The organism is Microcoleus sp., from assembly GCF_041354475.1.
In the GTDB taxonomy this organism is placed as follows: Bacteria; Cyanobacteriota; Cyanobacteriia; order Cyanobacteriales; family Microcoleaceae; genus Microcoleus.
The window spans coordinates 1-15,359 of record NZ_JBGJZU010000005.1; the positions used below are offsets into that span (position 1 = coordinate 1).

Annotated in this window: 16 protein-coding genes, 1 other RNA gene and 1 pseudogene; 16 read left to right on the forward strand and 2 right to left on the reverse strand. The window is 42.7% G+C overall.

Features of this window, described 5'->3' with window-relative positions:
- Positions 1-180: 180 nt before the first annotated feature.
- From ACBR23_RS02915 to ACBR23_RS02980, 14 genes and pseudogenes are all read left to right on the forward strand, one after another.
- Positions 181-372 (forward strand): annotated as a pseudogene (locus ACBR23_RS02915) (YciI family protein); the annotation flags it as partial.
- A gap of 23 nt (positions 373-395) precedes the next feature.
- Positions 396-492: signal recognition particle sRNA small type (gene ffs / locus ACBR23_RS02920), an RNA gene on the forward strand.
- A 23-nt stretch (positions 493-515) separates the two neighbouring features.
- Complete coding sequence (locus ACBR23_RS02925; RefSeq protein WP_341739635.1) at positions 516-896, forward strand: hypothetical protein; 381 nt, start codon at positions 516-518, stop codon at positions 894-896.
- A gap of 241 nt (positions 897-1,137) precedes the next feature.
- On the forward strand, positions 1,138-1,593 hold the full coding sequence (locus ACBR23_RS02930) for a hypothetical protein (protein WP_371114599.1): 456 nt from the start codon (positions 1,138-1,140) through the stop codon (positions 1,591-1,593).
- A 22-nt stretch (positions 1,594-1,615) separates the two neighbouring features.
- On the forward strand, positions 1,616-2,182 hold the full coding sequence (locus tag ACBR23_RS02935) for a Uma2 family endonuclease (RefSeq protein ID WP_371114600.1): 567 nt from the start codon (positions 1,616-1,618) through the stop codon (positions 2,180-2,182).
- A gap of 100 nt (positions 2,183-2,282) precedes the next feature.
- Complete coding sequence (locus ACBR23_RS02940) at positions 2,283-3,629, forward strand: DNA phosphorothioation system restriction enzyme (RefSeq protein WP_371114670.1); 1,347 nt, start codon at positions 2,283-2,285, stop codon at positions 3,627-3,629.
- A gap of 182 nt (positions 3,630-3,811) precedes the next feature.
- On the forward strand, positions 3,812-4,096 hold the full coding sequence (locus ACBR23_RS02945) for a hypothetical protein (RefSeq protein WP_341739631.1): 285 nt from the start codon (positions 3,812-3,814) through the stop codon (positions 4,094-4,096).
- Positions 4,093-6,159, forward strand: a complete 2,067-nt coding sequence (locus ACBR23_RS02950) for an AAA family ATPase (RefSeq protein ID WP_371114601.1) — start codon at positions 4,093-4,095, stop codon at positions 6,157-6,159. The genes ACBR23_RS02945 and ACBR23_RS02950 overlap by 4 nt, the downstream gene beginning before the upstream one ends.
- On the forward strand, positions 6,149-6,805 hold the full coding sequence (locus ACBR23_RS02955; protein ID WP_371114602.1) for a Uma2 family endonuclease: 657 nt from the start codon (positions 6,149-6,151) through the stop codon (positions 6,803-6,805). Before ACBR23_RS02950 ends, ACBR23_RS02955 begins: the two co-directional genes overlap by 11 nt.
- Positions 6,806-6,818: 13 nt before the next feature.
- Complete coding sequence (locus ACBR23_RS02960; RefSeq protein WP_341739628.1) at positions 6,819-7,139, forward strand: nucleoside triphosphate pyrophosphohydrolase; 321 nt, start codon at positions 6,819-6,821, stop codon at positions 7,137-7,139.
- Positions 7,140-7,224: 85 nt separating this feature from the next.
- On the forward strand, positions 7,225-7,695 hold the full coding sequence (locus ACBR23_RS02965; protein WP_341739627.1) for a DNA phosphorothioation-associated protein 4: 471 nt from the start codon (positions 7,225-7,227) through the stop codon (positions 7,693-7,695).
- 10 nt (positions 7,696-7,705) lie between these two features.
- Positions 7,706-8,752, forward strand: coding sequence for an endonuclease/exonuclease/phosphatase family protein (locus ACBR23_RS02970; protein WP_371118689.1), 1,047 nt, complete (start codon positions 7,706-7,708; stop codon positions 8,750-8,752).
- 150 nt (positions 8,753-8,902) lie between these two features.
- Positions 8,903-9,091, forward strand: a complete 189-nt coding sequence (locus ACBR23_RS02975; protein ID WP_341732121.1) for a hypothetical protein — start codon at positions 8,903-8,905, stop codon at positions 9,089-9,091.
- Positions 9,078-9,293, forward strand: a complete 216-nt coding sequence (locus tag ACBR23_RS02980) for a hypothetical protein (protein WP_341737284.1) — start codon at positions 9,078-9,080, stop codon at positions 9,291-9,293. Before ACBR23_RS02975 ends, ACBR23_RS02980 begins: the two co-directional genes overlap by 14 nt.
- Positions 9,294-9,355: 62 nt before the next feature.
- On the opposite strand, the gene ACBR23_RS02985 is transcribed toward ACBR23_RS02980, so the two are convergent.
- Positions 9,356-10,948, reverse strand: coding sequence for a DGQHR domain-containing protein (locus ACBR23_RS02985; RefSeq protein WP_371114604.1), 1,593 nt, complete (start codon positions 10,946-10,948; stop codon positions 9,356-9,358).
- 194 nt (positions 10,949-11,142) lie between these two features.
- On the opposite strand from ACBR23_RS02985, the gene dndB reads away from it, so the two are divergent.
- A complete protein-coding gene (gene dndB, locus ACBR23_RS02990) occupies positions 11,143-12,282 on the forward strand; it encodes a DNA sulfur modification protein DndB (RefSeq protein WP_371114605.1) in 1,140 nt (379 codons plus the stop codon).
- Positions 12,283-12,288: 6 nt separating this feature from the next.
- Here the strand turns inward: dndB and ACBR23_RS02995 are convergent, their stop codons facing one another.
- Positions 12,289-13,464, reverse strand: coding sequence for a DNA sulfur modification protein DndB (locus tag ACBR23_RS02995; RefSeq protein ID WP_371114606.1), 1,176 nt, complete (start codon positions 13,462-13,464; stop codon positions 12,289-12,291).
- A 172-nt stretch (positions 13,465-13,636) separates the two neighbouring features.
- Between ACBR23_RS02995 and dndC the strand changes: the two genes are divergently transcribed.
- A complete protein-coding gene (gene dndC, locus ACBR23_RS03000) occupies positions 13,637-15,298 on the forward strand; it encodes a DNA phosphorothioation system sulfurtransferase DndC (protein WP_371114607.1) in 1,662 nt (553 codons plus the stop codon).
- The last annotated feature ends 61 nt before the right edge of the window (positions 15,299-15,359 follow it).

A 15,359-nucleotide genomic window follows, 5' to 3' on the forward strand; every position in this document is an offset into this window, starting at 1 on the left:
CTTGATGAGGCCATCTTCTGACCATCGGGCAAGGGTTCTGGGGTTAACTCCCAAAGCGTTAGCTGCTTCTCTTGGTGTGACATACGGCATGGCATTCTCGTGGAAGAATACTTTTGATTTTATCTGAGTTTGTCCGTTATGTCTACTATGTCCGTTGAAGTCGTGTAAACTGCCTTTAGGTCACACGTCCGAGACTTGATTTCAAAAGGACACCGAGCGAAAACTGGCTACTGGGCAAGGAGAGGCGGTGGTATGTTGATGTTTGAGGCGGGTTCGATGGATGAGGCAAAGGCGATCGTCGCTCAAGACCCCCTGGTGAAGAACGGTTGCGTTAGTTATGAAATTTATCACTGGTGTGTGGTTGAAGAATAAATAACTGTGTTATACTCATAAATGAACTGGACCCACGCGATTACAACGCCCAAATCTTGTCAGGACCGGAAGGTAGCAGCAACACGGGATGCTTGTGATAGGCGTGGTATCCGGTTCACCCAGTTTTTTGAGGTGTAGCTTCTATGCCTGGTTTTGGAGATATTTTACAAAAAGCAGTTTACCTAGGCGTTGGGCTAGCTTCCTACGCTGGCGAAAAAGCAGGTAGCAAGCTAAATGAGTTGCGTGCTGAAGCTGAAAAGCTCTCGGAAGAATTGGTGAAGCGGGGCGAGATGTCCACGGAAGAAGCTCGTCGCTTTGTTGATGATATGGTGCAACAGGCTCAGCAGCAGCCCCAGTCAGTGGAACCGGCGGGGAATAAAAACACGACGGAACCGCGACGGATTGAGATTGTTTCTGAAGAAGACGCTTCGGCAAAAGATGCTAAAGAAGTTGACGGCGTGGACAAGCTGCGGGAACAGGTACAGAATTTACAAGACGAATTGCGACGGCTGAAGCGAGATTAAACCGCAAACAGTGCGATATCAAATCATAAAGGGAACTTAGAGTCAAGCTCTTGAGTTCCCTTTTTGAATATCTACCCCATAATCTCAAATCAAATGTGGACGGATCTGAGGCAAGAGGTAATAGAATTGTGAATAGGGTATCAGCACTTTGCAGTTTTTGCGTCAGTGCTGTGTAACTCACCATCAAATTCTTTCCAAGGACTAAAGTCCTCACTACAAACTGAAGTAACCTTACAAATTCATGGAAGATTGGTCAAAAGGTTTTTTTGAAGTAATCGAAAATGCTGCGTCTGAAGTAGAGCATTTTTTCACGGATATGAATGAAGATTTTGCTGAAATGCTGGAGGTGTTGACCAAGATTTCGGAAGAGTTTACAGAACAAGTACAGAATAATCTGATTAATGAGATAGATGGTTATTTCAATGAGTTGGATGGCTATTTCAATGAATTAATAGAACCGATTATTGAGGTTTACCGCGAATTCGAGCAGGATTTTGATGAGATAGATTCTTCTTTTGTGACTTATGTAGACCCTTCCCCGATACAACAGCAGGCTTGTCGCGGTTGTCGAAACTATCACGGTCAAGTTTATGGGGGAAATTTGTTGGTTTGTGCGATGCACCCTAGCGGTGTGGAATCAGAAAGTTGTCCAGATTGGGAATCTGACGGCGATGCAGATTTTTCAGGCGGAAGTTGAGTTGTTGAGGGGTTAATGGCTTATGGTAATGTTAATTCAGTCTCCGTCAAAGATTTCTCTGGAAGAGTTTTTGCTGCTTCCAGAAACTAAGCCGGCTAGGGAGTATTTTGATGGTCAAATTTATCAAAAAGATATGGCACAAGGAAAACATAGTACATTACAATTCGAGTTTCCATCTGTGATTAACCGAGTTGGTAAATCGCAGAAGTTAGCTTATGCGTTTCCTGAATTGCGCTGCACTTTTGGCGGACGTTCTATTGTTCCAGATATCGCAGTGTTCGAGTGGCATCGTATTCCTCTGAATTCTCAAGGAGAAATTGAAAATAGGTTTGAAATTGCGCCGGATTGGATAATTGAGATTTTATCACCGGAGCAAACTTCTACTCGTGTGATTAATAAGATTCTGTTTTGCCTCAAAAATAACACTAAATTAGGTTGGCTGATTGACCCGGAAGAAAAATTAGTCATTGTATTTAAACCTCAGCAGCAACTTGAAATTAAAGAGAATGAAGATGTTTTACCTGTACTCGATGTGCTGTCTGGTTTGCAATTGTCGGCCGCCAATTTGTTTGATATGTTAAAGTTTTAATGAGAAATTAGTTACGGTTGAATCAGGATAATATTGCATCTAACTGTATTTAAAAGTGAATCTATCGATCGCCAATAATCCCCAATTCGGGTTTCCGAAAATGTCGCCATCGCTACAATTGCGGCCATATCAGCGAGTTGCGGTGGCTAATTGGTTTGCCAATCAGGGGCGTGGTACGCTGAAGATGGCTACGGGTAGCGGTAAGACGATTACTGCACTGGCGATCGCCACTGAATTATACCAAAAAATTAACCTGGAAGTCCTCCTGGTAATTTGCCCCTATTGCCATCTAGTGAGTCAGTGGGGGCGCGAATCGGAAAAATTTGGTTTAAAACCTATTTTGGCTTTTGAAGAAGGCCGCAGTTGGCAAAATCAATTAAGTACGGCTTTGTATGAAGTGCGATCGGGCGAGCGGCTATTTTTGACAATTATCACTACTAACGCCACATTAATGTCCGATAGCTTGCAATCTCAACTGCGCTATTTCCCAGAAAAAACCCTAATTATTGGAGACGAAGTTCACAACTTGGGCGCGCCCCGTTTAGGACAAAGTTTACCCCGGAATATTGGGCTACGCCTCGCCCTTTCCGCCACCCCAGAAAGATATTTTGACGAACAGGGAACCGAAGCTATTTTAGATTATTTCGGTCCTGTTTTGCAGCCGGAGCTCACCTTGCGAGATGCCATCCGCCAAAAAGCATTAGTACATTATTTATACTATCCCATTTTAGTAGAATTAACCGCCACCGAAAGCCGAAAATATTCCTACTTAACTAAAAAAATTGGCTGGGTACTTTCGGGAGATGAAAAAGTAGCAGAAAACGATGCTTTAACAACTTTATTAATCCAGAGAGCAAGGTTAATTGGGGCGGCTGGTAATAAGTTAATAGCTTTGCGAGAATTAATGATTCACCGTCTCGATACTGCACACACTTTATTCTACTGTGGCGACGGTGCGATGGAAGGGGCAACGCGCAAACATAACAACCGTCAACTAACAGAAACCACGAAGTTACTCGGTGCAGAATTAGGCTACCGAGTTAACACTTATACTGCCGCCACACCTTTAGCAGAAAGAGAACGATTGCGCCGACAATTTGAAACCGGAGAATTGCAAGGTTTGGTAGCGATTCGGTGTTTAGATGAAGGGGTTGACATTCCAGCAATTCGCAATGCCGTAATTTTAGCCAGCAGCACCAACCCGCGCCAGTTTATTCAGCGTCGCGGGCGAATTTTGCGGCCGCATCCGGGAAAGGAAAGAGCAACTTTATTTGACATGATAGTTTTGCCTCCCGATTTAGGTAGAGAAACTTTAGAAGTGGAACGCAATTTGCTCAGAAAGGAGTTAAAGCGGTTCTTAGAATTTGCCGATTTGGCTGACAACGCTGGGGAAGCTAGGGTGAAATTGCTACAACTTCAGAAGCGGTATGGTTTGTTAGATATTTGACATTTATTAGGGTGTGGTTTATGTTAATAATTAGAAGATAGAGGCGAACAATGATTGTACAGTCTACTGTTTAGCCCTTCGGATCTTACCTTGATTTAAGTGAATTTACTGATAATATAATTATTTTAAGCACCCGTTTAGTGATTTTTTTAAGAATAGGGAAAAAGTTGAGGTTTAATTTGATGGAAAATTTGAGAGAAAGTTGGATAGAAAATCAGAGCAGTACATATAAATATGGAAACAGCCAGACTCCGACAATATCAACAGAAATATTAGCTGAAAAGCGCTCTCCTTATCAAATAGAAAACAATCTCAGCGACGTACAGGAACCGATTATTAGCGCGCCGCCGGAAGTGCGGCAAATTATTGAGCGGGTATTGGAAATTGAGAAAGATAAGCTATACATGAAATCTCCTCGCTATATCAGCGATGACATTTTGAAAATAATTAAGGAAGCGGTTATATGAAGTTAATTTCCCTTGTTTTGTGCAATTTTCGACAGTTTTACGGCAAAACTCCCGAAATTAAGCTGGCTGGTGGCAAGCAAAATACTACCGTGATTCACGGCAATAATGGATCGGGAAAAACTGCTTTGATGAATGCGTTTACCTGGGTACTTTACGAAAAATTTAGCGCGGCTTTTGCTGCGAAAGAGCAATTAGTAAACAAGCGCGCTCTAGCTGAGGCAGAAATAGGGAAAAAAGTATCTTGCTGGGCAGAAATTGTGTTTGAGCACGACAGCACCCGCTACAAAGCCCATCGTATTTGTCGCGCTTACAAAAGTGAAAACTCGGTTGAACTAAGCGACAGCGAATTGTCACTGACTGTAGCCAAAGATGACGGGCGCTGGATACCGACGGCGCAGCACGCTGAGGATATTATCGGACGGATTTTGCCGGAAAGTTTGCATCAATATTTCTTTTTTGATGGAGAAAGAATCGAACAAATTGTCCGACAAGACAACAAGGCAGAAATTGCTGAAGCTACTAAGGAGTTGGTGGGCGTAGAAGTGTTGAATCGTTCGATTCGGCATTTAGGAGATGCCAAAAAGTCTTTAGAAACTGATTTAAAAATAGTTGGTAATGCCGAAAGCAAAAAATTATTAACTGATAAAGATAAATGCGAATTAGAAATTGAAAAACTTGCCAAGCGTCAAGTCGAGATTGAGGGGGAGTTGGCGAGTCAAGGGGAGTTAAAAAAAGCCATTAGCGGGAATTTGTTGGAACTCAGCGGTGCTGGGGAAATGCAAAGGCTTCGAGATGAATTGGAAATGCAGAAAGCTTTGCTGAAACAACAGATTAGCAGGTGTTTAGATGCTATTAAACGCTCGGTTTCTGTGCGGGGTTATGTGGTATTTTTATCGGAAGCGGCGGGGGATTTTCAAGCAATTGTTGGAGGTTTGCGAACAAAAGGTGAGTTGCTGTCGGGGATTCAGCAGCCGTTTCTGTCAGAGTTGTTAGCGAGGGAAAGGTGCATCTGTGGTGCGGAATTAATCGAGGGTTCGGAAGCTCATGCAGAGGTGAGCGGTTGGATGGATAAAGCGGGGGTTGGTGATGTGGAAGAAACTACGATTCGGATTAGCGATCGCGTCAATGAAATTGACAGACAAATTGCTGATTTTTGGGAAGAAGTTGATAATCATCAAGCTAATATTAAGGCCAGCAGAAGCGAACTTTCTCGCGTGGAAAATCAGTTAGATGATATTCACAACAAGCTGCGAAATTATCCTGATACCGATGTCAGTGGCTTGCAAAAGCGCTTGGATGAAATTGAAATTGCCATTGGCGATTTGCACCGAGAAACTGGCTTTAACCAGCAGCTAATTGAGAGTGCGAGGGCGCAGATGGCGAGTTTAAACAAGCAAATTGACAAGCAGCAAATGAATGAGGAGAAGCAAATTTTGGCTCAGCGGCGGATTGCTGCTACTCAGGATGCGATCGATCGCCTAACTGAAGTGCGATCGCGTTTGGAAAAGCAGTTTTGTTCTCAGCTAGAAAACCGAATTCAAGATATTTTTAGTCAAATTTCTTTTACTCCTTATATTCCAAAATTAAGCGATAAATACGAATTGACATTAGTAGAAAATACTTCGGGTAAACCAGCTTTGGTTGCTGCTTCTACTGGGGAAAATCAAATTCTCAGTTTGTCGTTTATTGGGGGAATTATTGAGGGGGTGCGGGAGTGGAGTCAAAAAAATACTTTGATGGGCCCGGATAGCAGTACATTTCCCATTGTCATGGATTCTCCCTTTGGTAGTTTGGACGAAATTTATCGGAAACAAATTGCGAATAAGTTGCCGAAATTAGCAAATCAATTAATAGTTTTAGTAACTAAAACTCAGTGGCGGGGGGAAGTAGCCCAAGAGATGGAAGGCTGCATCGGTAGAGAATATGTACTTGTATACAATTCTCCGAAAGCTGATTGTGAAGAAGATGCGATCGAATTGGGTGGGATGCGCTATCCTTTAGTTAGGCACTGTCCCAATGAGTTTGAATATACGGAAATTTTAGAGGTGGATTATGGCTTCTAATTCGGGAATTACACAGGTTTTGGAAACCGATATTTGGGTGAAAGCGACATGGGGAGAGTTTCTAGCCTTCGCTGAGGATTCAGCTTGGGAAAAAGGCAATTTTTATTACGATCGAGAACAAATGAGGATAGAAAAGTCACCAGTAGGGCTATTGCACGCGCGTCATAATTCAATTATCCCGTATGTAGTTATTCTGTTTGCTGCATTGAAAAATATCCGAGTAGTTCAATTTGCTAATGCCAGTTTCCGCAAAGTAGGTATTCGTGAGTTTCAACCCGATCTAGCTTACTACATAGGTTCGGATTTGAGGGTTCCTCCTAATGACAGTAATTCACCTGTTAATTTGAATGAATACGATCCGCCTAATTTGGTAATAGAAATTGGCGCATCTTCTTTTAGTGATGATTTGGGTAACAAGCGGTTGCTTTATGAAGACGCAGGAATTAGCGAATATTGGGTTGAACGTGCAAACACGCGGGAGGTTTTTGCCTTTGCAATTAATGGCGGAGGTAGTGGCAGGATTCAACAGTCGCGGGTTTTACCTGGGCTAGAAATCGCGTTAGTTGAGGAAGCTTTGAATCGGAGTCAAACTCAAGATGATGGAGAAATTAATCGCTGGTTGATTCAAAATTTTAGTCAAGGTTAAAGGAGTGTTTGAGGTGGGGAAAGAGTATCATAAGTTGGTGCGCGATCGCATTCCTGAAATTATTCGAGAAAATGGTATTGAATGCGAAGTTACTGTTTTGTCCGAAGCCGAATACTGTCAAGCTTTGCGGCAAAAATTGATGGAAGAAGCTGGGGAAGTGGCGGAGGCTGAGGGGGAAGATTTGGTGGCGGAATTGGCTGATTTGTATGAGGTGATAGATGCGCTGATGGCGAGTAGTGGCATTTCGGGCGATCGCATTTTGAAAGCACAAGTCAAGCGCCGGGAAGAAAGAGGCGGTTTTGCACAAAAAATCATGTTGTTGCGGACATTGTGAGTAATCTGAATACTAAATTCATCATTATAATTTGACGATTGGTTTTGCCAAAATATATAATAGTTAAAAACTACAAATCATGGCAATGGCTGCTAACAAAATTAGAATTGCTAAAGATAAAGCGGAGTTAGTCAAATCTTTGACTTTATCTGATAACAACACTGGTCCTTTCCAGACTTACGCCGATGTCATCGCCTTTGCTGCATCCTTGGGAAATAAGCGGAAAAAACGTTTACGTTTGGGGGAAATTTCTAAACGAGAACCGGGGGCGATCGATGTTGATATTTTTGTGTCTAGGGGTTATGATATGGTGATTAAACTAATTGCGATCGCCGAAACTAAAAATCCTCAAATTCTCTCCCATCTCGACGGAGAATTGGAAGCACAACGCTTGCAAATTTTTGAAGAATATGCTAACGGCGGGCTGGAAATATTGCGAGAAGAGTTTCGGGGTGCGGCGGATTATACAGACAGACTGTTGTTATTTTTAATCACGGAAAAAGATAATCAACATCGGTCAAATGAAGAATTCGATTTAAGCAAGTTCTTATTCTAATAGCTTTTCAATGAATCACCTACCAGAAAATATCATCAACAGATGCTTCAAGCAATCTGCAAAGATTTTCGCCTACAGCTACTTAGCATTAATTATTGGCTATTTAATTTTCAAACTAATATTTTGGGATCGGCTCTGGGTTATAGCCTTGATTAGCACTTTTATACCCTTGATTTTTTTCCCAACTTTCCTGCTTCCCATCATCGGATTCTCAATTATCCAAAAAAGATGGTTTACGATAATTTCGGCGATCGCCTGTATTATCCTCATAAGTTGGCTGCACGTCAAATACTTTTCTCCCGCACGAGTCAACATCACAAATTCGCAGCCCGGTCTCAAAATTTTATCCCATAACCTCGGTTGGTATACCACACAATCGCCAACTTTAATTAAACTAATTGAAAGGGAAAAACCTGACATTATCTTTCTACAAGAAATCGTCGAGAAGCATATCGAAAGAGCTTTCACCTGGTTAAAAGTAGACTACCCCTATCAAATTGGCATTCCCCCAGTAGGGATTCTCAGTAAATATCCAATTGTATCCAGCGAAATATTGAACTTAGCTGGTCATCCAGAAACCCAGCAGCGAGCAATTATTAACTTCAACCAACAAGAGATAGTCATTTATAATATGCAAGCCACAGGACCCTGGTTTCGGAAATCTAAAATATTGCCTTTAGTCAGAATTCCTGTTTACAAATATGCCAAACGCGCTCCAGAAATTCAAGATTTAGTAGAGCGAGTCCAGACAGAAACTTTGCCCGTAATTGTCGCGGGTGATTTTAATATGACAGAGGAAACTCAAGACTATCACAATGTGCAAAAAGTCATGCAAGATGCTTTCAGAAAATCGGGATTCGGGTTTGGTTTTACCTGGCCTCACGGTTGGCAACTTAAGTTCTTGATTAAAAGCTTGAATTGGAAATTAAATTATCCTGTTTGCCGGATTGATTATATTTGGTATTCAAAGCATTGGGGTGCTAAATATAGTTCAGTTTTAGAAGCAACAGAGTCAGATCATTTGCCCATAGCAGCGGAATTAGTTTTGTTACAATGAATTTGAGTCATATAGCAATCCTAAATCATTTGTGAATTTCTTACTCCCTCCCCTTAATAAGGGGAGGGTTGGGGTGGGGTAAAAAACTTTACGACTCCTGCAAGGACTGCTATATGTTAATATAAGTATTAGGTGAAATGCTTAACCCTAATGCCTACTAATGCCCAGCTAGAGAGTTTATATCGCATCTGTTATCAATTAACCTATACAATGCTTCAGCCCATCCATCTTATTTGTGTTGACGATCGCACTCATAACGTGTACATATTGGCTGGCTACGATGAAGAGCTTGAGTTCCAAATTTTACCAAATGGGGAGTTTGCTGATGAGCCAAGTTAACTATAATGCAATGTCTAACTCTGAATTGAAACAGTATTTTCTGAAACATCGTGGAGATAGAGCAGCTTTTCAGGCGTACCTAGACAGAATAAATCAGCATCCGCTGAGGATTATTGCAAGTCCCGGCGATCCAGATTTTGATGCGAAAGTTCAAGCTGCAATCCGTCGAAAATTAGAAGCAGCAAGAAATAGCAGCAGGTGAATAAAGCTAGGAATACAGTAGTGCCGTATCCCGTATTTCATCCTACTTTTACCAGTAAAAAATTAACTCAGCACCGGCGGCAATCCCACCTCTTGCGGCCGCACAAATTTGCCACTAAAACTAATAGCTTTACCTTCAAAAGTTCTCGCTTGGGCAACTGCTTGCCGCAAATGAGCCCGATCCATATCGTCCTGAATTCCCGCTACCAAATATACCATTAACTTCGCCGCTAAATCCTTCCCAGAAACTAGCATTCGCTTTTTATTCGGATCGTACAAAATCCCGTACCACGCAGACTCAGGATTGTCCATGTGGCTGAATCCTTCATCCACATCGAATCTGCGGAGTTTGTCAAAAGTTGATTTCAGCAAAAGTTTCTTTCTAAATGTGAGAATTCCTAAAGCATTAGCTAAGGCAATTTGACCAACTGGACGAAACAAAATATTGCCCTCGCCCCCCGGTTTTTCAAAACTAAATCGGCGTAATTCTGCCGTTTCTTCGCCGCTTTCAATTCTTTGATAGCTGGGCAAAGTTGCTAAATTATCGAACAGTTTCCTAAACTCTTCAATGCCATTTTTTAGTTCCTCTTCTTCGGGACGCATGGGAATCAAACCTTTTTTCTCCGGCTTCCAATGGGGGAATTTGTATTCTAAATACCGTTCCGACATATCTTGCAGGGCTTGCAATGTAGTGAGTACAGTTGATTTGGCTGCGACGGTGGCGCTGTCCCAATTGACGCGGGGGTTTCTACTATCTTGCTCTTTTAATAATGGATGGGTGACGGCAATTTTGCGGGCGCAGATTGCAAATCCATTATCCTCATTTAATAAGGCTAATTGACCCTGACTCAGCGTCACCGCCATTAAGTTAACGTGGACAAATATCGATCGCACTCGCCGTTGTGCTTGCTGTCGCGTTTCCCCAGCCACCACCGCCGGAATAAACTCAATCCCGATTTTTTCCTGGGCTAAATCGCAGACTTTTTCGGGGTCTACTTGATATTCTTCGGCTAAATCTTCCAGGGTAATTGCCGCGCCGACGGCTTTTTTGTTTTTGTTGTATCTTTGCAGCCTCCCGGTTTTAATTAAGTTCATTAAACCTTGAACTCCCATCAACCGATGTTGGCCGTCTAAGGCAAAAATTGAAATTTTTTGAGAAACATTCAACAGCCCTAAATTTTGGTTTTTATCAAAGGATACGAATTCCGCAGCCGATTTAGTTGCGACTTTATTTTTATCCCATTCCTCGGCTTGAGGATTGTCCACCCACGGGGGACTGATTACCACTAAAACTGCGGGAAATTTGTGAGATTTGCGGGCGGCTAGATATTGAGTGAGGGCGGCTTGGCGGGACCAATCTAGGGGACGCTGGATGATTTCATCGATGGTTTCGTCGTCGCGGAGGATGTTGTTAGTTTGGAGGTCGAATTTGTGGCGAAAAAGTGGCATTTGGGAGGCGAAACGCACGCGGGAATCTAACCATTCTAGGGTGACTGAACCGATGTAGGCTTCGCTGTTTCCCATTTGGGTTTTTTGGACGAAAATGCGATCGTCCTTTCCTAGGTAATTATCTAATAACAGTGCGATTTCTTGGCGATCGCTATTTTCTTTTTCTAATATCTTATTAACAAGCTCATCCGCTGGGTTAGTGTTCATCGGTGGTTTTTATATAAATATGGTATTTTTTCAAAAAATATCACGTTTAAATTTTTGTGTCAATAGTTGTTTTTAAAAAAATATTGTGAAATACTTAATTTATCTGGAGCGAGGGTCAGCCTATATCACAAATATAAACTCAAGTCAATAAGTATTAATTCTTAATTTGTCTGCCCGATACCCAATTCTAAATTATGTCTACTCTTTCTTTTGAATACATTTTGCCGGTCATCCGGGGAATTCAAGGGGGCCGCGAATATTATGTTTCGATGTGCCCGGTGCGTTTTTTGCCCAAATTGTTCCCCTTTGAATCTGAAGATTTGCCACCGGAAATGCGGGCTAGTCGTACCCTGAATCAAAGTCGGATTCCCGAAATAGCTGATTATTTGGTGAGGAATTCGACAAGTTATACTTGCGGGGCGATCGCCGCTTCGATTGATGCGGATATTACGTTTGAAGCGGTGGGAAATGAGGGACAAGAACGGAAAATAGGCTGCTTGCGGGTGCCGATGGATGCTAAGTTTACGATTAATGATGGACAGCATCGTAGGGCGGCTTTTGAAATGGCTTTGCAGCAAAATCCGCAGTTGGGATATGAGACGGTGGCGCTGATTTTGTTTCTGGATATTGGATTGGAGAAGTCACAGGAAAGGTTTGCTGATTTGAATAGTTTTCAGGTGCCTTTGGAAGCGTCGCTGAGTTTGCTTTACAATCATCGGGACGATCGCGCGCGGTTGGTGAAGGCGGTGGTGAAGCAGGTTGAAGTTTTCCGCTGTTTGACGGAGATGGAGAGGGGGATTTTGAATGGGCGATCGCCCAAATTGTTTACCCTGAGTGCGATCGATCGTGCTATCATGGCTTTGCTGTCTAATATTGAGGCCAGCCAACAGGCAAAACCCTCTCGTTACCGCGCCACAAAACAGGAAAAAGAGGCAGAGTTTGTTCAAAAAATACAACTAGCGGTTAGTTATTGGAATGCGGTTAGCAGTTTTATTCCCGATTGGCAGTTGGTTTTGCACAAGCAAGTTGCAGCGGGGGAAGTACGGCGGGATTTTGTGCATTGTCGTAGTGTGGTGCTGGAGAGTTTGGGGGAAGTTGGCGCGAGTTTGCGATCGGTTTTTCCTGAGAGTTGGGAGGAACGTTTGGCCCTTTTGCGCGATGTTGATTGGTCGATTTCTAATCCTGATTGGGAAGGTGGGATTTTGTTGAGAGGGGGGATTTCTAAGTCGAGGGCTAGTGTGGGTTGGATGAGGGATTATTTGAAAAATCGGTTGGGTTTGGGAACCGCTGAGGGAGCACGGGCGGGACGCTCGTGCCACAATCAAGGTGGATAATATAGGTTAAATCCATTCTAGATGGGCTTTTACTTTATTGACTGCCATTTTCACAGCATTAACACTAGCTGTTATTCTATAGTTACGAACAAGATTATTTGGGCTATTGTCCGACAAAACCACATTTCCCTCCCAAAGATGGCTGTTTCTTGACCAATCAAGTTGAGCAACTTCTGATACTCGTTCTGGATCGAAGCAATAGCTATCAGCATCATAAGTACAGTAGAGTAACTTTCCTAATATTTCTATTCCCACACTCCTGCCTAATAAACAACTTTCTTTAAATTTTTCAATTTGATTAACAGTCAAATCATCAGCTTCTGTCTCATAAATATATTGAGTTAGACTGCATTCTGTAAAAAATTGATTGAGACAACTAATTATAGCTGCCGAGCATTCTGATAGAGCGTAATCTTTCAGCTCGTTATTCGGATCGTTAGCAAAAGCGCAACTAACAGCCTTTGCGAGATAGTTCATTGTATATATTCGCTTTTCTTTAGATGATGGAGAACCTTTAACTTTCTCTGTCTTGCCCTTAAAAATTGGCACTTGTTCAATTAACAGTTTGCAAATACCAATTCTACCTTCCATTTCCCCAAAGGACAAGAGTAATGATTTATCTAGCGCTTTTGTTTGCGCCATATCTCTAAAGTCTCTTTGACACTGATTTAAGTTGCCTTCTAATACTAGCGTAATTGGGAAATCATTATCTCCAATTAATTCCCCGTTGGCACTCTCAATCAATTCGTGAAGCGCTCGCTTGCGGTGCTGTCCGTCGGTAATATCTAACTTAACACCACGAGGGATGACTACTAAGCAAATTCCCCGACTTAGTTCGATAATTTGAATCTTCTCTGGATCGACATTTGCAGTGAGTGTGCCCAGAATCCAAGGTTGGTCTTTTCTAACGCGCTTGAGAATGTACTCCTTGACTTCCTCAGTATGGCCCTTAATCTCTGGACGGTTTTTACCAGACTCAGGCTCGTTATTTGTAGAAGGTTGTGCCTGGAGAAGAGTAGGCAAGTCATCCGCAGGCACGTTGAATTGTATCATTTTTCGCTTTCCCTGTTCAAATATTAAGCCTGGATAGCACTTCTGACGATGGTATCTGGCGAAGTACGGCTCAAGGAATTCATCTAGTCGCTGCTTGAGTGGCGGCTGAGTCGGGCTGTCATTAGTCATAGCTTGTAAATTAATTTAAAGGTTAATATTTAATTGTAAATCATGAAGGAGTATAGTAGTTAGGAAGACTATTACGCTCAAAGCTCAACGATCAAGGGCAAACAATTATGTTGCGTCACAGGGTGGAATTCACAGCACAAGTGTTGCTGCTTGGCAAGGGGAGATTGGTAAAATGACACAAGCTCAGCAGATGCCACTATTCCCACCGCGCAGCGTTAAGCAGTTAGTGGATGATGTAGAAAAGTTAACTCAAGAAATTCAGGAGTTGTACTGTAGCGATGAAATCCCGTGGATTTTAGGTGTATCTTTTGGGAAAGATTCGAGTGCAGTATTGCAGCTTATCTGGAATGCGATCGCAGGACTCCCACTGTCCAAGCGAACAAAAACAATTCATTTAATTACAACTGATACGCTGGTTGAAAATCCGATAATTTCTACCTGGGTTCGCAATTGTATTAAACAGGTTAAGTTAGCAGCGGAGCTGCAAAAAATGCCTGTTGAACCCCATTTGCTTCATCCTTCTGTTCAAGAAACATTCTGGGTATGCTTAATTGGTAGAGGCTATCCAGCACCTCGAAATGGATTTCGGTGGTGTACCGATCGCATGAAAATTCAACCTGTTAACCATTTTATCCGTGAAATGGTTAGATATCACGGTGAAACTATTGTGGTTTTAGGCACTCGAAAGGCTGAAAGTAGCAAACGCGCTGCCACAATGAAAAAACATGAAGCAGGTAGAGTGCGCGAGCGCTTGAGTCCTAATTCTCGTTTAATTAATTCTCTAATTTATACTCCTGTTGAAGACTGGCGTGATGATGAAGTTTGGCTTTATCTCATGCAGTATTCTAACCCTTGGGGAGGGGATAATAAAGATTTGTTTACGATGTATCGCGGTGCGACAGCAGATAACGAATGCCCTCTAGTCGTTGATACTTCTACGCCTAGTTGTGGTGATTCTCGCTTTGGTTGCTGGGTTTGTACAATGGTAGACCAAGACAAATCTATGGAGGCAATGATTCAAAACGATGAGGAAAAAGAATGGATGCAGCCTCTGCTGGATATTCGCAACGAATTAGACATAAAAGACGATCGCCCAAAAAGAGACTTCCGTCGCATCTACGGTAGAGTAGAATTGTTTGAGCGCAACATGGGCGACAACAAAACCTCCGTCGAACCCATCCCCGGCCCCTATACCAAATTCTGGCGGGAACACTGGCTCAGACGAGTCTTGGAAGCACAAACTCAAATACGCAAAACCGCACCTGTAGAAATGCGCGACATCACCCTAATTACCCCGGAAGAACTTAGTGAAATCCGCCGCATTTGGCTGGAAGAAAAACACGAATTCGATGACTCTTTACCCCGCATTTACGAACAAGTCACCGGTCAACCCTTTGAAGACAGCCGCCCCAGCGCCGAAAGAAAACTCCTCGGTAGCGACGAATGGACTGTGCTCGAAGAAATGTGCGAGGACAAAATGCACCTGGAATTAATGGCAAAACTCCTAGACACAGAACGCCAATATTACACCAAATCCAGGCGTACTGGCATTTATGGCGATTTGGACAAATGCTTTGAAACCAGTTCGCGCTCTAAAGAAGAAGCCATTGGTAACGCTCACTATCAACGGAATCTGAAAAACGCTGTCGAAGCTGTCAAAGCAAATCCGACTCTCAATATTCAGCGAGTCAAAGATGCGATCGCCCAAAGCAATATTTCTGCAACAGAGGATACCGTTAATGTTGCCAAACTGAAAGAACAACTCGAAAGCACCACCAACCAAAGCAGGCAATTATCTTGGGCGGATATCAAATTTTCACCCCCAACTCCCTAAAGTAGAACCAAGAATCCCCGCGCCTCAACGCGCGTGGGGATTGTCTACTTGACTTTTGTCG

Bases quoted from the DNA above. Each gene is read 5' to 3' on its own strand.
- ACBR23_RS02925 (WP_341739635.1), top strand. From the start codon at position 516: ATGCCTGGTTTTGGAGATATTTTACAAAAAGCAGTTTACCTAGGCGTT.
- ACBR23_RS02930 (WP_371114599.1), top strand. From the start codon at position 1,138: ATGGAAGATTGGTCAAAAGGTTTTTTTGAAGTAATCGAAAATGCTGCG.
- ACBR23_RS02935 (WP_371114600.1), top strand. From the start codon at position 1,616: ATGGTAATGTTAATTCAGTCTCCGTCAAAGATTTCTCTGGAAGAGTTT.
- ACBR23_RS02940 (WP_371114670.1), top strand. From the start codon at position 2,283: ATGTCGCCATCGCTACAATTGCGGCCATATCAGCGAGTTGCGGTGGCT.
- ACBR23_RS02945 (WP_341739631.1), top strand. From the start codon at position 3,812: ATGGAAAATTTGAGAGAAAGTTGGATAGAAAATCAGAGCAGTACATAT.
- ACBR23_RS02950 (WP_371114601.1), top strand. From the start codon at position 4,093: ATGAAGTTAATTTCCCTTGTTTTGTGCAATTTTCGACAGTTTTACGGC.
- ACBR23_RS02955 (WP_371114602.1), top strand. From the start codon at position 6,149: ATGGCTTCTAATTCGGGAATTACACAGGTTTTGGAAACCGATATTTGG.
- ACBR23_RS02965 (WP_341739627.1), top strand. From the start codon at position 7,225: ATGGCTGCTAACAAAATTAGAATTGCTAAAGATAAAGCGGAGTTAGTC.
- ACBR23_RS02970 (WP_371118689.1), top strand. From the start codon at position 7,706: ATGAATCACCTACCAGAAAATATCATCAACAGATGCTTCAAGCAATCT.
- ACBR23_RS02975 (WP_341732121.1), top strand. From the start codon at position 8,903: ATGCCTACTAATGCCCAGCTAGAGAGTTTATATCGCATCTGTTATCAA.
- ACBR23_RS02980 (WP_341737284.1), top strand. From the start codon at position 9,078: ATGAGCCAAGTTAACTATAATGCAATGTCTAACTCTGAATTGAAACAG.
- ACBR23_RS02985 (WP_371114604.1), bottom strand. From the start codon at position 10,948: ATGAACACTAACCCAGCGGATGAGCTTGTTAATAAGATATTAGAAAAA.
- dndB (WP_371114605.1), top strand. From the start codon at position 11,143: ATGTCTACTCTTTCTTTTGAATACATTTTGCCGGTCATCCGGGGAATT.
- ACBR23_RS02995 (WP_371114606.1), bottom strand. From the start codon at position 13,464: ATGACTAATGACAGCCCGACTCAGCCGCCACTCAAGCAGCGACTAGAT.
- dndC (WP_371114607.1), top strand. From the start codon at position 13,637: ATGACACAAGCTCAGCAGATGCCACTATTCCCACCGCGCAGCGTTAAG.